The organism is Arcicella rigui, assembly GCF_034929435.1.
GTDB classification, from domain to species: domain Bacteria; phylum Bacteroidota; class Bacteroidia; order Cytophagales; family Spirosomataceae; genus Arcicella; species Arcicella rigui.
The window spans coordinates 85625-101920 of the sequence record NZ_JAYFUM010000012.1; the positions used below are offsets into that span (position 1 = coordinate 85625).

A 16296-nucleotide genomic window follows, 5' to 3' on the forward strand; every position below is an offset into this window, starting at 1 on the left:
AGTTCAAAGATACTATATAAATTATTTCAGCTCGTTAATTTGCTCATCCAAAATTCTTTTCCAATCTTGGTAGCTTTCTTGATAAGCTTCTACTCTGTTTGGTTCTGGTTCTACCACCCCAATTTTTTCCATATTTACAAAAGCATCTTTTGGATTGCTAAAGTAATTTACGCCAATGCCTGCTCCTAAAGCTGCACCTTTTGCTCCATCGGTATCGTACAATTCTACGCCAACACCCGTAACGTTTACCAAGGCTTGCGAGAAAACATCACTCAAAAACATATTAGCCTTTCCAGCTCTGATTACCGAAGGCGAAGTACCGTTTTCTGCCATAATGTCCATGCCGTACTTGAGCGAAAAAGCAATACCTTCTTGCGAAGCACGAATAATATGTGCATTGCTATGCAAATTCAGATTGATGCCATGAAAACTTGCACCAACTACTTTGTTTTCTAAAACTCTTTCTGCTCCGTTTCCGAATGGTAAAATTCTGAGACCATCAGCACCATCTTTTACTTTTGAAGCCAAAGTATTCATGGCTTGGTAGCTCAAACCAGCCGCTACGTTATCACGTACCCAGCGATTTAAAATCCCTGTTCCATTGATACACAAAAGCGTTCCCAGACGATTCAAACCGTTTAGTTCGTGGTTGACGTGTGCGAATGTATTTACTCTTGATTTTGGGTCATAACTAACTTTGTCTGAAACAGAATAAATTACACCCGAAGTACCAGCCGTAGCGGCTACTTCGCCTGGATCTAATACATTCAATGAAAGAGCATTATTAGGTTGGTCGCCAGCTTTATAAGTAACAGGAATGCCAGCTTTTAAGCCCAAAGCATCCGCAATTGAACTTTTTACTTCTCCATGACTTGAAAAAAGCGGACGAATTTCTGGCAAAATAGTACTTGGAAAACCATAAGCTTTCATTACGTCTTCTGAAACAGCATTACTCTGAAAATCCCAAAAAATACCTTCCGAAAGTGCTGAGTTGGAAGTAGTAATGGTGTCAGTAAGTTTCATGGCAATAAAATCACCCGGAAGCATTACTTTATAAATTGAACCATAAATTTTAGGTTCGTTTTCTTTTACCCAAGCCAGTTTTGAAGCCGTAAAATTTCCAGGAGAGTTTAGTAAATGAGCTAAACTTTTTTCTTCACCAATTTTTTTAAACGCCTTGTTCCCAATTTCAACGGCACGGCTATCGCACCAAATAATTGAAGGACGCAATACTTGTAGGTTTCTATCGACTATCACTAATCCGTGCATTTGGTAAGCAATTCCGACCGCTTGAATATCTTTAGGATTGTATTTCCCCGATGAATTACATCTTTGAATCGCTTCCTGTACGCAAGTCCACCACATTTCGGGGTCTTGTTCAGCCCAGCCATCTTGGGGCGAAGAAATTGTATTTTCGGTATCTGGGTATTGTGCAGAAGCAAGTAATTTGCCCGTTGAGCCATCTACCACGGAAGCCTTGATGGATGAAGTACCTAAATCTAAACCTAAAAGTAACATAGTTAGCGTTTGTGAAAAATTGAGATTATTTGATAATATTTTTTTGATTACCTTGTCACAAAAATATGTAAAAACTTAGGAATGTTCTATACTGTTCTAAGTATATTTTATTTTTAAACTCAAATTAAACCAAAATTAAAAAAATGCAAGAACTCACACCCGTAATTTCCATTCGTAACTTACAAAAAAGTTATGGCGACCAACAAGTTTTAAAAGGCATCGACCTCGACATTCATCAGGGCGAAATTATTGGCTACATTGGGCCAAACGGTGCAGGTAAAAGTACTACACTAAAAATCCTCATCGGAATTTTAGGCGATTTTTCTGGCGAAGTATCCATTCTGGGCTACGACGTTAAGAAAGATGCGATGGAAGTAAAAAAACACATTGGTTATGTTCCCGAAAATGCCATGTTGTACGAAGTACTCACGCCTATGGAGTATTTACTCTTTATCGGTCGTTTGTACCAACTCGAAGATGCTCAGATTGAAAAAAGAGCCAAAGAACTCCTCTCACTTTTCGGCTTGAGTGATGTAATTGATTCAAGAATGAGTACTTTTTCAAAAGGGATGCGACAAAAAGTATTACTCATTTCTGGAATGATTCATAATCCAGACATTATATTTTTAGATGAACCACTTTCAGGTTTGGATGCCAATGCGGTGATTTTGGTAAAAGAAATTTTAGCAAAACTCAAAAAAGCAGGTAAAACAATTCTCTACTCTTCGCACATTATGGATGTGGTAGAAAAACTCTCCGACCGCATCGTCATTATCAACAAAGGACAAATTGTTGCCAATGGTACTTTTGAAGAGCTGAAAGCTCAGGATTCAATGTCTTCATTAGAAGGTGTTTTCGGTAGTTTAACGGGTGGAAACCATGAAAACCAAGCCCGTGCTGATGAATTTATCCAAGCTTTATCTTCTCTATAAACATGACAAATTTTATACTTTTTATCCTTGATAAACTTCAATGGCTTTTTCGTTGGCTTTCAATTGATTATCGTTCGCTCAGAGCCATTGTGGAGGTGAAATTATTAGCCGAAAATAGAAGAGTTCATGGAGTCCAGCGAACACAAACGCAAAAAAAAGAATTGAATAACACTTTTGGAAAGTCTTTGATTTTTCAAGCGTTTTTTAGCTTTTTTTATGGAATTACTATTTTTATTTTAGACCAACCGCTGTATTTAGTCATGATGATAAGTTTTGCTTTCATTATGTTTATGGTGGCGTTTAACATGATTTCTGATTTTGCAGAAGTACTCTTCGATACCAGCGACAATGTCATTCTATTACCTCGACCTGTAGATGGAAAAGTAATTTGGATGGCAAGGATGATTCACATCATCGTTTTCTTAGGAATGCTTACTTTAGCCAATTCTATTGGTTCTATTGTTTTTACGACTATTAAATTTGGTTGGCAAGCAGGTTTGTTGTTTACACTTTGCGTGGCTTTGCTGTGCTTAATCACGATTTTCTTGACAAGTATTCTTTATCTTTTATTAACAAAAGTAGTTTCAGAAGAAAAACTGAAAGATATTATCGGTTATGCACAAATTGGCTTTTCGGTTTTCTTGGCTGTGGGTTATCAATTCATTGCTCGAACTGATAAATTAATTGGGGCTACGGTGCAAAATATCGAAATCAAATGGTGGCATTATCTTACTCCGCCTGCTTGGTTTGCTGGCGTAATGGAATCTTTGATTAATGGTCATTTTGAATTGCCTTATTTGATTTTTATACTCTTGGTGTTAGTGATTCCGTTTTTGTCTTTGTACTTGATTAATAATTACTTATCGCCCTTGTTTGCTAAAAATTTAGCAGGACTCGGAACTCCAGAGATTACTGAACAAGTAAAGAAAACGACTTCAAAGAAAGGTTTTTTAAGGATAATTTCAGGTATTTTCACCCAAAGTATTGTTGAAAAATCTGCTTTTGAATTTGTTTGGAATATTACTTCTCGTGACCGCAAATTCAAAGTAAGAGCTTATCCAATTTTTGGAATGATTATTTACTTTTTGTACAATTATTTTACGGAAGTTCAGAAAGAAGATTTTAATGTGCTGATGGTTTTGTATTATACCATGTTTACGATTTGGATTTTTACGCAACAAATTTATCTTTCAGACGACTGGAAAGCGGCTTGGTTGTACCGAGTAACGCCTTTGGACAAACCGGGAGAAATTATTTTGGGAGGCATAAAATCCATTTTGGTAAAAATTGGCATTCCAGTTTTTGTAATTGTCGGAACGGTTTTGATGATTAAAGCAGGCTTAGGAATGTTTGATGACATTCTATTTGCGATGTGTGGAACTTTGTTTTTTATGAGTTTAAATATCATGAATAGTGAGTTTTCGATGCCATTTTCTACTGAAGTTTCTGGAGGAAAAGTAAAAGGCAGCCAATGGCTTCATTTCTTGATTTTATTTATTATCGCACCGATTTTGGGTTTTGTACATTACTTTGTGGCAAAGACTTCTTTCGGATTGATAGCACTTTCGCCAATTTTTCTAATAATTGCCTTACTTTTGTTGAGAGAATACCGAAAAATTGGCTGGGAGAAAATAAAAGAACAGGGAGCGTAAGTATGATGGCTGAATTGTGAGTGTTGAGTTGTGAGTATAATTGATTGATTTTATGAGAAAATTAAAATTCAATACTCCAAATTTTTAATTCAGCACGCTAATAAAAGCTCCGATTCGTTTTTGAATACTTTAGAAAAAGCTTACGGTGATACAAATCCGTAAGCTTTTTATTTGCCTTAAACACTGTAAAAGAGAAAGAATTTTTAGATGCTAAAATTAGAAAATATTACAAAAACATATCAAGATAAAACGGTTGTAGATAATCTTTCGATAGAAGTACAAGCAGGTGAAATTTTGGCGATTGTCGGAGAAAGTGGCTCAGGAAAAACTACTTTTTTGAATATTATTTCTGGTAATATCACTCCTGATACTGGAAAATTATACTTGAATAATCAGTTGATAGATTTATACTTCAATCGTCTGATTAAAGATTTACCAAACATCAAGCTCGTTCCACAGGATTATCGACTCAAACCTGATTATAAAATTTGGGAAAATATCGACCTTGTGCTGACGGCTTACACACAGGAGTACCGCCAAAAAAGAGTAAAAGAGCTGATGGAATTGTGCGGGATTTATGAAATCAGAGATAAAAAACCAAGAGAAGTATCTGGCGGAGAAAAGCAAAGAGCAGCCATTGCTCGTGCCATTGCCGAAGAACCTTTAGCTTTGCTGATGGACGAGCCATTTAGTAATTTAGATTCAATCAATCGTACTCATTTGCGTACAAAAATGGTTGAGATTGTGAGAAAAGAAAAAATTGCCTGCGTTTTAGTGACGCACGATTTATTAGATGCTTTTTTGGTAGCAGATAAAATCGGGATTATGCAAAAAGGGAAACTTTTGAAGATAGACACACCACAGAATATTTTTGCAGAAAAAGAAAATGAATACATCAAATTTTTTGTAGAAAGTGCCACAGAAACGGTTAGGAATTTTACTTCAAGATATAAATTATGATGCTATTGCGGATTGGGGATTTCTGATTTCGGACAAAATAGCTCTATGGTTTATGAAGTATATTTAAATTGAAACTTAACACACCTTATATCCTAAACTCGACAGCCGATGCCCGAAATCTGAATTCCGATTTGTGAAATCCAAAATCCGACATCCCAAATCTATTTTTCTTCTTTGTTATAAGCAGAGCGGTCTAAGATATAAACATCTAAGATTGCTTTTGGGCGAGCCAAGTACTCACGGAAGTAGGTTTTATAACCCGAACGAACATCTTGAGCTGCAAAAGCCACAGCGTCGAGTCCTAATTGGTTGGCTAAAAATAATGCTCTTGCATTATGGGTTGGCTGAGAAATAATCGTGAATTTATGTTGTCTGAAAACGTCTTTGCAACGCACAATGGAATCAAAAGTACGATAGCCAGCATAATCTAAAATCAACACATTTTCGGGAACACCCAATTTCATCAAAGCTTTACGCATATCGTTGGGTTCGTTGTAGAAGATAGAATCGTGATTGCCACTGAGGATTAAGAACTTTACTTTTCCTTCTTTGTAAAGCCTTGCGGCAGCGTTCATTCTGTACTTAAAGAAAAGATTGGCTTTTCCGCCTGGCACAGCTTTACTTGTGCCTAAGACCAAACCGATGTCGTTAGAAGGAAGTTTATCGAGTTGATAAAAATTACGGTCGTCGGTAGAATATACAATCCAAATATTACACAATAAAATACCTATCAACGCAAAGAACCCCAGTGCGATGACTCCCTTGAAGAACCATTTGATGGATGTAGTAAAATCTAAAGGCTCTCCCAACGCTATTTCAAAAGTATTTTTCAGTTTTGTAATACATTTTATTAAGTTGAAATTTTTAGGAAAACTTCAACTGAGTTTATTATAATTCCTAAGCTTGTGTAATTTAATAAAAAATGATGGCATAAATGTTATTAATTTTCTCATTTTTAATGTTTTATCATAACATTTATGCCATTTTAGATTTATTCTTTTAAAAAATATAATTAAAATAATCCTAATTGTTCACCTTTAATCGGTTCACCTGATTCTGGAAAATCTATTTCCTCTGGCGGAACAAGTTTTGGACTTACAGGAATATCAACACTTACTTCGGGTTCTGGGGCAACTTCTACAATTTTTGGAGCTAAAGGCGTTATTTGCTGTACTTTGAAAAGTGTTAGCTTAGTTCCCATCGCTTTCCAGCCTCTAACATCTGCTACTTCGTCGAGGTTGATTTCTTCTTTTGTTAGCTGATTATCTTTTTTGTATGAAATTTCAATACGTGGATATACATCAATACTTACAAAAACCAATTTTGAACCTTTTTCATCCGAAATAAACAAGAATTTTTTGTCAATTGTTGTAGTTTCTATCCTGAACCGTTTTACATAATAGAGTTTTGAAGCTCCGTCATAATAAACCGCTGTGATAATGCCTTCTGGAACAAACTTACTGAGTGAAATAATATCTTTTGGTTCATAACGATTGGTCAATTCAAAATTGGTAAGTTCGTATTGTCCATCTTTATAAATTACTAAAATATGGTCTTTTGCATCGAAATTACCCAAGTACTTGCCATGTTCGTCACGGTTCAATCTTCCTACATTTTCGTCATAGTAAATATCCACGCCACCCAAAGTAGAAACTCCAGCCGATTTTAGGGTAATTTTTCTTACAGGGAATTTTGTCAGTAAATTACCCAAAGAATCACGTCCTTTAATGAGTAAGTCTTTGAAATCAAACTCAAATTGTTTTACTCTCGCCGTACTTGATGCCGTTAGGTTTACTTGTACTACTTCTGCTTCACCGTTTTCGTTAGCAGTGAAATACAGGACTTTTGACTTTGGATTTCCAGCCGTTAAATTATACGGACGGTCACGGGTTACGGCAGTAATTTTAAAGCGTTTTACATAAGTAATACCTGATTTACCATCAAAGTACGCCATATTATAAACTTTTCGGTCGTCGTTCTTTTTGAAAACCGAAACGTAAATAATGTCTTTTCCAACAAAAACTTTCTCTTGTACTTTGGTAACCAAGCAATGTCCGTCTTGTCTGAAAACTATAATATCATCAATATCCGAACAATCCATCACGTACTCTTCTTTCTTCAAGCCATAACCAATAAATCCTCCTACACGGTCAACGTACAGTTTTTGGTTAGCGGCAGCCACTACGGCAGCAGAAATGGTATTGAAGTTTTTGATTTCGGTTCTACGCTCACGTCCTTTGCCATGTTTTTTCAAAATGGTTTTGTAATAATCAATGGCATAGCGAACGATATTAGCCAAATTATCCAATACTTCGGCTAATTCTTCTTGCAAGCGTTTCATGGCTTCTTCTGCCTTGAAACCATCGTATTTAGAAATTCTTTTGATACGAATTTCTAATAATCTTAGAATATCGTCTTCTACAATTTCACGGTAAAAGTCTGGTTTATAAGGTTCAAGCCCTTTGTCAACCGTAGCAATTACATCTTCAAAAGTTTCGCACTCTTCAATTTGGCGATAAATTCTATTTTCAATAAAAATCTTTTCGAGCGAACTAAAGAGCAGTTTCTCCATCAATTCGTCTCTTCTGATTTCTAATTCTCTTTCTAAAAGTTTTACCGTTTGTTGTGTACAAACTTTTAGAATTTCAGAAACGCCTACAAAGTGAGGTTTGTCTGCAATGATAACACATGCATTGGGTGAAATAGAAATTTCACAATCAGTAAAAGCATACAAAGCATCAATGGTAACATCGGGCGAAACGCCGGGTGCTAATTGAACTTGGATTTCTACTTCTTTGGCTGTGTTGTCGATTACTTTTTTGATTTTGATTTTTCCGGCATCGTTGGCTTTGATGATAGATTCAATCAAATTGGTTGTGGTAGTTGAGAAAGGAATATCTTTGATAACCAAAGTTTTCTTATCAAACTCTTCAATTCTGGCCCTTACTCTGATTTTTCCACCTCTCTGCCCGTCCTGATAGTTGGAAACGTCAATAGCTCCGCCCGTCAGAAAGTCTGGATATAATTCGAATGGTTTGTTTCTTAAAATAGCAATCGACGCCTCAATAAGTTCGATAAAGTTGTGAGGCATGATTTTGGTAGAAAGCCCAACAGCGATACCTTCAACACCATGTGCCAACAATAAAGGGAATTTTACAGGAAGTGAAACGGGTTCACGTTTACGACCGTCGTAAGAAAGTTGCCATTCCGTAGTTTGAGGATTGAAAATGACATCATGGGCAAATTTTGAAAGACGAACTTCAATATAACGAGCCGCTGCTGCTCCGTCGCCTGTGCGGTAATCTCCCCAGTTTCCTTGACAATCAAAAACCAAATCTTTTTGTCCTAAATTCACCATGGCTTCATTGATAGAAGCATCACCGTGTGGGTGGTACTGCATGGTTTGGCCAATTACGTTCGCTACTTTATTGAAACGGCCATCGTCCATTTCATTCAGAGCGTGTAGAATACGGCGTTGTACGGGTTTTAAACCATCTTCAATTGCTGGTACTGCTCTTTCTAAAATTACATAAGAAGCGTACTCCAAGAACCAGTTTTCGTACAAACCAGCTACTGCAACTTGCTGATGCAGTGCCTCTTCTTGTGAGTTATTAGTGGGATTTACTTCTAAATTTTCAGGCAGACTTTCGTTTTCCATTGACACTTATTTCCTTCTTTTCGTTTTTTTGGGTATTTCAAAACCCTAATTTACACAAAATTTGCTTAGAAAAAGCAGGAAATATCTGTACTGACCATGATTTTTAGCTAAAGACCTTGAGTGGGTAGTAATTTTTTTAGCCAAATGTAATTTTTGGATAATTGATATTTTACAGTGGCTTTAATTGACAAATATTTAGATGTTTTGAAAATATTAGGTAAAATCTATTTGATAGAGCGTAAAATTTCAACAAGTTCAGCAATCATCATAGCTGTTGCTCCCCAAACCACATGGTCTTGGATATTATAAAAAGGGGCATCTACTTCAACGCCTCGCACGTTCAAGACTTTTCTACCAATAATTGCTGGATTTAAGATTTCGTCTAAAGATACTTCTACTACTTTATCAACTTCACGGGCATCAGGGTAAAAATCGGGCTTACGGTTCAAGAAAGCAAGTACGGGCTGTACATTAAAATTTGAAGCTGGAATAAAAAGCTTAGTTAGTTTTCCAAGAATTTTAACATCCGTCAAACGTACTCCAATCTCTTCTTGTGCTTCACGCATGGCTGTTCTGATGAGGTTTTCATCTTCTTTTTCGGCTCTTCCGCCCGGAAAAGCCATTTGTCCGCCATGCACACCGTCGTACTGTGGACGAAGAATGAGCGGTATGTAAATTTTATCGTTTTCGGGGTAAAACAAAATCAAAACGGCACTCTCTCTTGTGCGTTCGCTTGGCGAAAGCATTTTTAATTTTAGCCTCGATTCCGAAGCCATTATTTCGTGGGCAACCCTACCGGGAAGGGGTTCTTGAAGCCTTTTTCTAAGTTTTTCGGTAAATGGTACAAAACCAATCATATTTCTGGCGAGGAAATTTAGTAAGAATGATGAATTATTTTTAGTAAGTACGAAGGATTGTCAAGTTGTTGGTTTTGGGTTTCGGATTTTAAATTATAAAAACGTTTCCTTTTCCTATTTTCCGAAATTAGAAAACCCAAATCCGAATTAATTAAATCTTTCGTACAGTACTATGGTTGAATTATGAATGACAGGTTTTGAATATAGGTATTTTAGATTCATGGCTACATTTCATCATCCTTATTTTAATTCTTATCAATATTATAAAACTAATTAAACATTTGCGTAATATTCAATTAATTTTTCTGCACAACGTTCGCCGTCCATTGCTGCCGACATGATTCCACCTGCATAACCAGCACCTTCGCCACAAGGAAAAAGTCTTTTAATGGTAAGATGTTCCAAACTTTCTTTGTCTCTCGGAATACGTACTGGCGATGATGTTCTGCTTTCGATACCAATAATTTGAGCATGGTTTGAAGCATAATCTCTCATTTTTTTACCAAACTGTTGCAAACCATCTTGCAAAGGTTTTCCGATAAAATCAGGAAGTACTTCCAACATATCCATCGAAACAAGCCCGGGCTGATAAGAAGTTTCTAAAAGATTTTTTGAAGTATGGTTTTTAATAAAATCTCCTACCAACTGGGCAGGTGCAGTTTGTCCACCACCAGCCAAAATACAGGCTTTTTGCTCCAACTCTTTTTGTAATTGTAAACCAGCCAAAGCCCCATAAGCTTTATAAGGCAAAGTATCTATTTCATTAATGGCAACTACCATTCCCGAATTAGCAAATTTTGAATCTCGACGAGAAGGCGACATTCCGTTTACCACTAATTCACCCGGAGCAGTAGCCGAAGGAACGATAAAGCCACCCGGACACATACAAAATGAGAAAACGCCTCGTTGTACACCTTTGTAAAAAGTCTGAGCAACTAAGCTATACGATGCCGCAGGTAAGTACTTACCTCTTTCTTTTTGGTGATATTGTAATGAATCTATTAACGATTGCTGATGCTCAATTCTTACACCCATGGCATAAGGTTTTGCTTCAATCAGTACATCTTTTTTCTGGCATAGTTCAAAAATATCCCTTGCCGAATGTCCCGTTGCCAATATTACTCCTATACCCGAAATCTCTCTGCCATCTTCTAATACAACTCCTCTGATTTGTTTTTGTTGCAGAATAAAATCGGTGACTTTGGTGTTGAAGTGTACTTCACCACCAGCATTTAAAATACTTTCACGAAGTTCGGCTACTAACTGTGGTAATTTATTTGTACCGATGTGCGGATGGGCATCAACCAAAATTTCTTCGGTAGCACCATGAGCCACCAAAATTTCCAATACTCTACGAATATCGCCTCTTTTTTTACTTCTGGTATAAAGTTTTCCGTCGGAATATGTACCTGCTCCGCCTTCGCCAAAACAGTAATTGGATTCTGGGTTTACGATATGTTCTTTGTTGATAGCCGCCAAATCTCGTCTTCTACTTCTTACATCTTTGCCTCTTTCCAACACAATAGGTTTTACGCCCAGTTCAATCATTCGCAAAGCAGCAAAAAGTCCAGCAGGGCCAGCCCCAACAATAATTGCTTGTTTGGCTTTTGAAACATCAGGATAATTTTTTTGGAAAGCAATAACAGGCGTAGGAGTTTCATCAATAAATACTTCTACTTCAACATTTACTTTTACTTGTCGTCCACGGGCATCAATTGACCTTTTCAAAGGACGAATAATGGCAGGTGCATCCACAGGAAATTGTAAAAGTTTACTTAAATGTGTTCTGAAATTTTCAGCGTCGAAAGCAATGTGTGGTTCTACTACCAGCGATAAATGTTGTCTCATTTTAGTAAGGTTGTTATCCTTAAATTTTACAGGAAATTAAATTGAAAAAAGCTTTAAACTAATGATTTTAATGGTTCAGGCATATCGCAAAAAATATGTTGATACCACCTATTTCGCTACAAAAGGCAAATGCCTTTTGGTATTTTAAAATAGAATGAAGCAAATTTTCGTTGCAAAGTTAAAGGTTTTCTTCCGAACTTGCCACTTATGCAAGTAGCGGAGGGAAGCATTGAAGAAAGCTTATTAATTTTTTTGAAATAATGAAGAAAACATATTTTGCCACAAACGAAACATCTCCCAAGCGAAAAAGGTTGTTTTATGCGATGTCAATGCTGATGGGCTTGTTTTTTACAAGCTTATTTTTTGCTTGTCGTGAAGACATAGACCCAAATCCTACTAAGGAAGAAACCAAATCTTTCGTCAGTTATTTGATAAAAGCGGGGAATAACTTTGCCGAAAATAACAGTTACCCAAGTACAGAAGTGACTTCACTTAAATTCCAAGCTATTTTTGATAGTTCGTGTATTTATAAAACCATCGACCCAATCAATCAGTTCGACATCAACAAGCTTTATGGAGTAGCTGATTGCAGTAGTTTCCATCAAGTAAATAGTGCCAGATTTGGATGGAATTGGGTAGAAAATGCTATGCACATTCACGCTTATTGTTATGTAAATGGTGTTAGACAATGGAAAGAATTAGGAACTGTACCACTTAATACGGCTTCCGACTATGAATTGATTATCCAACCTTCGTACTACCTCTTTAAACTAAACGGCAAGGCAGATACTTTGTCTCGTGGATGTTCGGGAAATACTGCCGTTGGCTATAAACTTTATCCCTATTTTGGAGGCGATGAAACTGCCCCACATGATATTACGATTAAAATCAAAGAACTTTAAAAAGATTTTTTAGGAAATAAGTATTCACAAATGAACAGATTAGCGAAAGAAACTTCTCCATATTTATTACAGCACGCCCAAAACCCTGTTGATTGGTTTCCGTGGGGAAAAGAAGCATTAGACAAAGCCAAAGCTGAAAACAAACCAATTTTGGTAAGTATTGGCTATTCGGCTTGTCATTGGTGTCATGTAATGGAACATGAATGTTTTGAGAAAGAGGATGTAGCCGAAGTGATGAATCGCTTTTTTGTAAATATAAAAGTAGATAGAGAGGAGCGTCCAGACGTAGATGCTGTTTATATGGATGCCGTTCAGGCAATGGGAGTACATGGCGGTTGGCCTTTGAATGTTTTTTTAATGCCCGACGGAAAACCTTTTTACGGAGGTACTTATTTCCCGAAAAATAATTGGTTGAGATTACTCAATGCAGTGAATACAGGTTTTAAGAATAGTCAGGAAGAATTGCAAAAATCAGCAGACGGTTTTACGCAAAATATGCTTTTTAAGGATTCTGTGAAGTATGGATTAGAGCCTGAAAGTCAGATTTTTACCAAAGAAGATTTACAAGTAATGGCTTATAAATTAGCCGATACTTTTGATGACGTTTGGGGCGGATTTCAAAGAAGTCCAAAATTTCCTATGCCTTCAATTTGGGCATTTTTGTTAAGATATATTCATGAAACCAAAGATGAGCGATTGCTAAATCATGTAAAACTGACTTTAAACCGCATGGCAATCGGTGGAATTTACGACCAATTGGGCGGAGGTTTTGCTCGTTATTCAGTCGATGGAGAATGGTTTTGTCCGCACTTTGAAAAAATGATGTACGACAACGGGCAGTTGGTGAGTCTATATTCCGAAGCCTATTCTTTAACTGGCGAAGCCTTATACAAAGAAGTAGTTTATGAAACCGTAGCTTGGCTAAAAAGAGAAATGACAAGCGAAGAAGGTGGTTTCTTCTCGGCTTTGGATGCTGATTCGGAAGGAGTGGAGGGTAAATATTATGTTTGGACAAAAGACGAAATAGAAGCCATTTTAGGAGACGAAGCCGAAGCATTTTGTGAAAACTACCAAGTAACAGCACAAGGAAACTGGGAATATGGCGTAAATATTTTATGGAAATACGAGCCAACTTTGAATGAACAATTTAAAGGACAAATTGCCAAATTGAATACGATTAGGAATACACGTATTCGTCCGGGATTGGATGATAAAATACTTTGTTCGTGGAATGCCCTGATGCTAAAAGGCTTGGTGGATGCTTACAGAGTATTCGACGATGAAAATTTCTTGACTTTAGCGGTTCAGAATGCACATTTTATCAAAGATAAGTTTTTGGTAGGCGAGCAATTGATGCACAGTTATAAAAATGGAGAAACCAAAATTCAAGGATTTTTAGAAGATTATGCGGCTTTGATTGATGCTTACATCAATTTATACCAAGCTACGTTTGATGAAATTTGGCTACATTATGCCGAAAAACTAAGTTTATATACTTATCAGAATTTTTGGGATGAAGAGGACGGGTTGTTTTTCTTTACCGATAAAAATGCGGAGGAATTGATAGCTCGTAAAAAAGAAATTTTTGATAATGTAGTGCCAAGTTCAAATTCTATCATGGCGAGAAATCTCTATACTTTAGGGCTGATTTTGGAAAGAGAAGATTTTTTAGCTTTATCTAAATTGATGCTTTCAAAAATGAAAAATCTATTATTGAAAAATGTAGATTATCTAACCAATTGGGCTTGTTTGGCAACACAAATGCTTTCAAAAACTCCAGAAATCGCCATTGTAGGAAAAGACTCTTTAACTTTCAGAAAGCAATTTGACCAACATTTTTTCCCCAACAAAGTACTTTCTGGAACTGCAACCATTAGTAAATTACCATTATTAGAAAATAGAAGTGCCAAAGAAGACGAAACCTTAATTTTCGTTTGTTACGACAAAACTTGCCAATTGCCAGTAAAAACGGTTGTAGAGGCTTGGGAACAGATAGGGAAGTGATGAGTTATGAATTTTGAGTGCTGAGTTATAAATCAGAAATTTTCATTCACAACTCAGCACTCAAAATTCACAACTCAAAAGAAATCCCCTCAGATTCCTTCTTGTCTGCGTACAAAATAATTTCTTCTTTTTTACCATTTACACTGAAACGAATGGCACTGGTATTTGCTCCTTCTTTGCCTGTGTTGTTGGCAAAAACTGTGAGGATATTTTTTTGATTGGCTCTAAGTTTTAAAGTCAGTACTTTAGGTTTTCGGGTCAATAAATGTTTTTCAAGAATATATTGTCCATTGAAACAAAGCGAAACAATGTCGCCATCTTCGTTTTCGTGGTCGAAAATTTCGATGAATAACTCTTCTTCTTTTACTTTGAAATAGTGTTTAATTTTTACTTTTCGCTCCATTTCGCAGTAAATTTTCTCCGCTTTTCTTTCTAAATAAGATTTCGTGACAGTTTTAATAGGCAAGTGATACGAAACTTGAAAGCCAATATAAGCCCCATTTTCCAAAGCTGTGGTTGATGCTGAAACTTGGTTGCCGCTGATGCCCAAATAAGTATTTTCAACAAAATGTGAAAATGGAATGCCTACTCTAATGCCCATATTCAACGAACGCATATCGTTGGCGGGTCGCCAAAAGGTTTTCCCAATTTCAAAGAAAAGCATTGTACTGGTTCTGTTTACCACTTTGCTTTCTATCCTAAAACCTTGTCCATTGGCAATCCAATCTTCATTTTCTTTGGCTGACTGATTCAAGAAATTCATCGTTCTTGCACCTACTTCTACATAATTTCTTACTTCACCCAAACCCCTTCTACCTCTCGATTTTGAAGTATAAGTCATACTTGCCGAAAAACCCGAATAGGCAATAGTATTTTGCCAAATACTTGATTCTTTGTTATTGATAAAAAGATGGTACTGGTCGTTCACCTCGTAACTCACTGGCGAGCAAGTATAATAAGCACCAATTTCTGTTCTGAAAATTCGATTGTTTTTCAGCAATTTTGAATAATTTACTCCTAAATCAAACGAACCGATTAATCCATAAAACTCCGTTTTCCCTTCTTTATTAATACTCGAATTAATGGGAAGGGAGGTAAAAGGAAAAGGAATATAAGAAAAAACACCCGTTTGAAATCCATTACTGACAGCAGTATTTTGTGGTAAACCAAAGCCAAATAAAGTAGCCGAAGGATGAATGCTGATAGAACTAATGCCCTGTTTATTAGAGATTTGAGCCAATGAAAAATGGCTTAAAGCCAACATAAGTAAGAAAATAAAAGAGGTTTGTTTGAGGAGTATAGACTTTTTCATACAATGTTTATGCTTAGATGATTAGTTAAATTACAGAAAATCAAATATGTATAAAATTCCTCACTCCAAACTCGCAACTCCTCACTTATTTGATTCTATCAGGATTTTCGTTCACAAAAGCTCCCCAACCTTTTTTTGTTCCTTTGTTCGTTGCCATGATACTTGTACCATGAAAATGATGACAAACCGCAATACCCAAAGCATCGGTTGCATCAAATAATTTGGCATCTAATTTCATTTTCAACAATTGGTCGAGCATGTGTGCTACTTGTTCTTTTGAAGCGTTTCCGTTGCCCGTCACCGATTGTTTTACTGTTTTAGGCGAATACTCTACAATGGGGATTTCACGTGACAGTGCCGCAGCCATCACTACGCCTTGAGCTCTACCCAATTTCAGCATCGACTGAACGTTTTTCCCAAAGAAAGGAGCTTCAATCGCCATTTCATCGGGCATGAATTCTTCAATGACCGAAATGATTCGTTCATAAATTTTCTTTAACTTAATTTCCTGCGTGCTATATTTGCTGACGTTGATAACGCCGTACTGTAAAACTTTCATTTCGTTACGCTGAACCAATATCACTCCATAACCCATAAACCGAGTACCGGGGTCAACGCCTAAAATTATTTTCTCTGTATTATTATTCATTTTT

12 protein-coding genes are annotated in these 16296 nt (G+C 36.5%); 5 read left to right on the forward strand and 7 right to left on the reverse strand.

The features are described 5' to 3' along the window. Positions 1–21: 21 nt before the first annotated feature. On the reverse strand, positions 22–1518 hold the full coding sequence (locus VB248_RS11950; RefSeq protein WP_323297013.1) for a xylulokinase: 1497 nt from the start codon (positions 1516–1518) through the stop codon (positions 22–24). A gap of 143 nt (positions 1519–1661) precedes the next feature. Between VB248_RS11950 and VB248_RS11955 the strand changes: the two genes are divergently transcribed. The 3 genes from VB248_RS11955 to VB248_RS11965 all read left to right on the forward strand — a co-directional run bounded on the left by VB248_RS11955 (position 1662) and on the right by VB248_RS11965 (position 5062). Then, a complete protein-coding gene (locus tag VB248_RS11955) occupies positions 1662–2450 on the forward strand; it encodes an ABC transporter ATP-binding protein (protein ID WP_323297014.1) in 789 nt (262 codons plus the stop codon). 2 nt (positions 2451–2452) lie between these two features. After that, positions 2453–4102 carry a hypothetical protein gene (locus tag VB248_RS11960; protein WP_323297015.1) on the forward strand — a complete coding sequence of 550 codons (1650 nt, stop codon included), beginning with the start codon at positions 2453–2455 and terminating at the stop codon, positions 4100–4102. A gap of 207 nt (positions 4103–4309) precedes the next feature. Next, positions 4310–5062: an ABC transporter ATP-binding protein gene (locus VB248_RS11965; protein WP_323297016.1), complete on the forward strand. Its 753-nt coding sequence runs from the start codon at positions 4310–4312 to the stop codon at positions 5060–5062. A 161-nt stretch (positions 5063–5223) separates the two neighbouring features. Here the strand turns inward: VB248_RS11965 and VB248_RS11970 are convergent, their stop codons facing one another. From VB248_RS11970 to VB248_RS11985, 4 genes are all read right to left on the reverse strand, one after another. Continuing rightward, the gene (locus tag VB248_RS11970; RefSeq protein WP_323297017.1) at positions 5224–5871 is read right to left on the reverse strand and encodes a SanA/YdcF family protein; all 648 of its coding nucleotides are present in this window, start codon (positions 5869–5871) and stop codon (positions 5224–5226) included. 203 nt (positions 5872–6074) lie between these two features. Next, a complete protein-coding gene (locus VB248_RS11975; RefSeq protein ID WP_323297018.1) occupies positions 6075–8720 on the reverse strand; it encodes a DNA gyrase/topoisomerase IV subunit A in 2646 nt (881 codons plus the stop codon). A gap of 224 nt (positions 8721–8944) precedes the next feature. Then, on the reverse strand, positions 8945–9577 hold the full coding sequence (locus VB248_RS11980) for an NUDIX hydrolase (RefSeq protein ID WP_323297019.1): 633 nt from the start codon (positions 9575–9577) through the stop codon (positions 8945–8947). A gap of 273 nt (positions 9578–9850) precedes the next feature. Then, entirely contained in the window at positions 9851–11425 is a 1575-nt protein-coding gene (locus tag VB248_RS11985) for an NAD(P)/FAD-dependent oxidoreductase (protein ID WP_323297020.1), read from the reverse strand. A gap of 260 nt (positions 11426–11685) precedes the next feature. Here VB248_RS11985 and VB248_RS11990 point away from each other — a divergent pair, with 260 nt between their 5' ends. Further along, entirely contained in the window at positions 11686–12327 is a 642-nt protein-coding gene (locus VB248_RS11990; protein WP_323297021.1) for a hypothetical protein, read from the forward strand. A gap of 30 nt (positions 12328–12357) precedes the next feature. Continuing rightward, complete coding sequence (locus VB248_RS11995) at positions 12358–14331, forward strand: thioredoxin domain-containing protein (RefSeq protein WP_323297022.1); 1974 nt, start codon at positions 12358–12360, stop codon at positions 14329–14331. Positions 14332–14398: 67 nt separating this feature from the next. Here VB248_RS11995 and VB248_RS12000 read toward each other — a convergent pair whose 3' ends face one another. Next, positions 14399–15643, reverse strand: coding sequence for a hypothetical protein (locus VB248_RS12000; protein WP_323297023.1), 1245 nt, complete (start codon positions 15641–15643; stop codon positions 14399–14401). 85 nt (positions 15644–15728) lie between these two features. After that, complete coding sequence (ruvC, locus tag VB248_RS12005) at positions 15729–16292, reverse strand: crossover junction endodeoxyribonuclease RuvC (RefSeq protein WP_323297024.1); 564 nt, start codon at positions 16290–16292, stop codon at positions 15729–15731. Positions 16293–16296 lie beyond the last annotated feature (4 nt).

Coding starts and splice junctions, on each gene's coding strand:
- VB248_RS11950 (WP_323297013.1), bottom strand. CDS start 1,518: ATGTTACTTTTAGGTTTAGATTTAGGTACTTCATCCATCAAGGCTTCC.
- VB248_RS11955 (WP_323297014.1), top strand. CDS start 1,662: ATGCAAGAACTCACACCCGTAATTTCCATTCGTAACTTACAAAAAAGT.
- VB248_RS11960 (WP_323297015.1), top strand. CDS start 2,453: ATGACAAATTTTATACTTTTTATCCTTGATAAACTTCAATGGCTTTTT.
- VB248_RS11965 (WP_323297016.1), top strand. CDS start 4,310: ATGCTAAAATTAGAAAATATTACAAAAACATATCAAGATAAAACGGTT.
- VB248_RS11975 (WP_323297018.1), bottom strand. CDS start 8,720: ATGGAAAACGAAAGTCTGCCTGAAAATTTAGAAGTAAATCCCACTAAT.
- VB248_RS11980 (WP_323297019.1), bottom strand. CDS start 9,577: ATGATTGGTTTTGTACCATTTACCGAAAAACTTAGAAAAAGGCTTCAA.
- VB248_RS11985 (WP_323297020.1), bottom strand. CDS start 11,425: ATGAGACAACATTTATCGCTGGTAGTAGAACCACACATTGCTTTCGAC.
- VB248_RS11990 (WP_323297021.1), top strand. CDS start 11,686: ATGAAGAAAACATATTTTGCCACAAACGAAACATCTCCCAAGCGAAAA.
- VB248_RS11995 (WP_323297022.1), top strand. CDS start 12,358: ATGAACAGATTAGCGAAAGAAACTTCTCCATATTTATTACAGCACGCC.
- VB248_RS12000 (WP_323297023.1), bottom strand. CDS start 15,643: ATGAAAAAGTCTATACTCCTCAAACAAACCTCTTTTATTTTCTTACTT.
- ruvC (WP_323297024.1), bottom strand. CDS start 16,292: ATGAATAATAATACAGAGAAAATAATTTTAGGCGTTGACCCCGGTACT.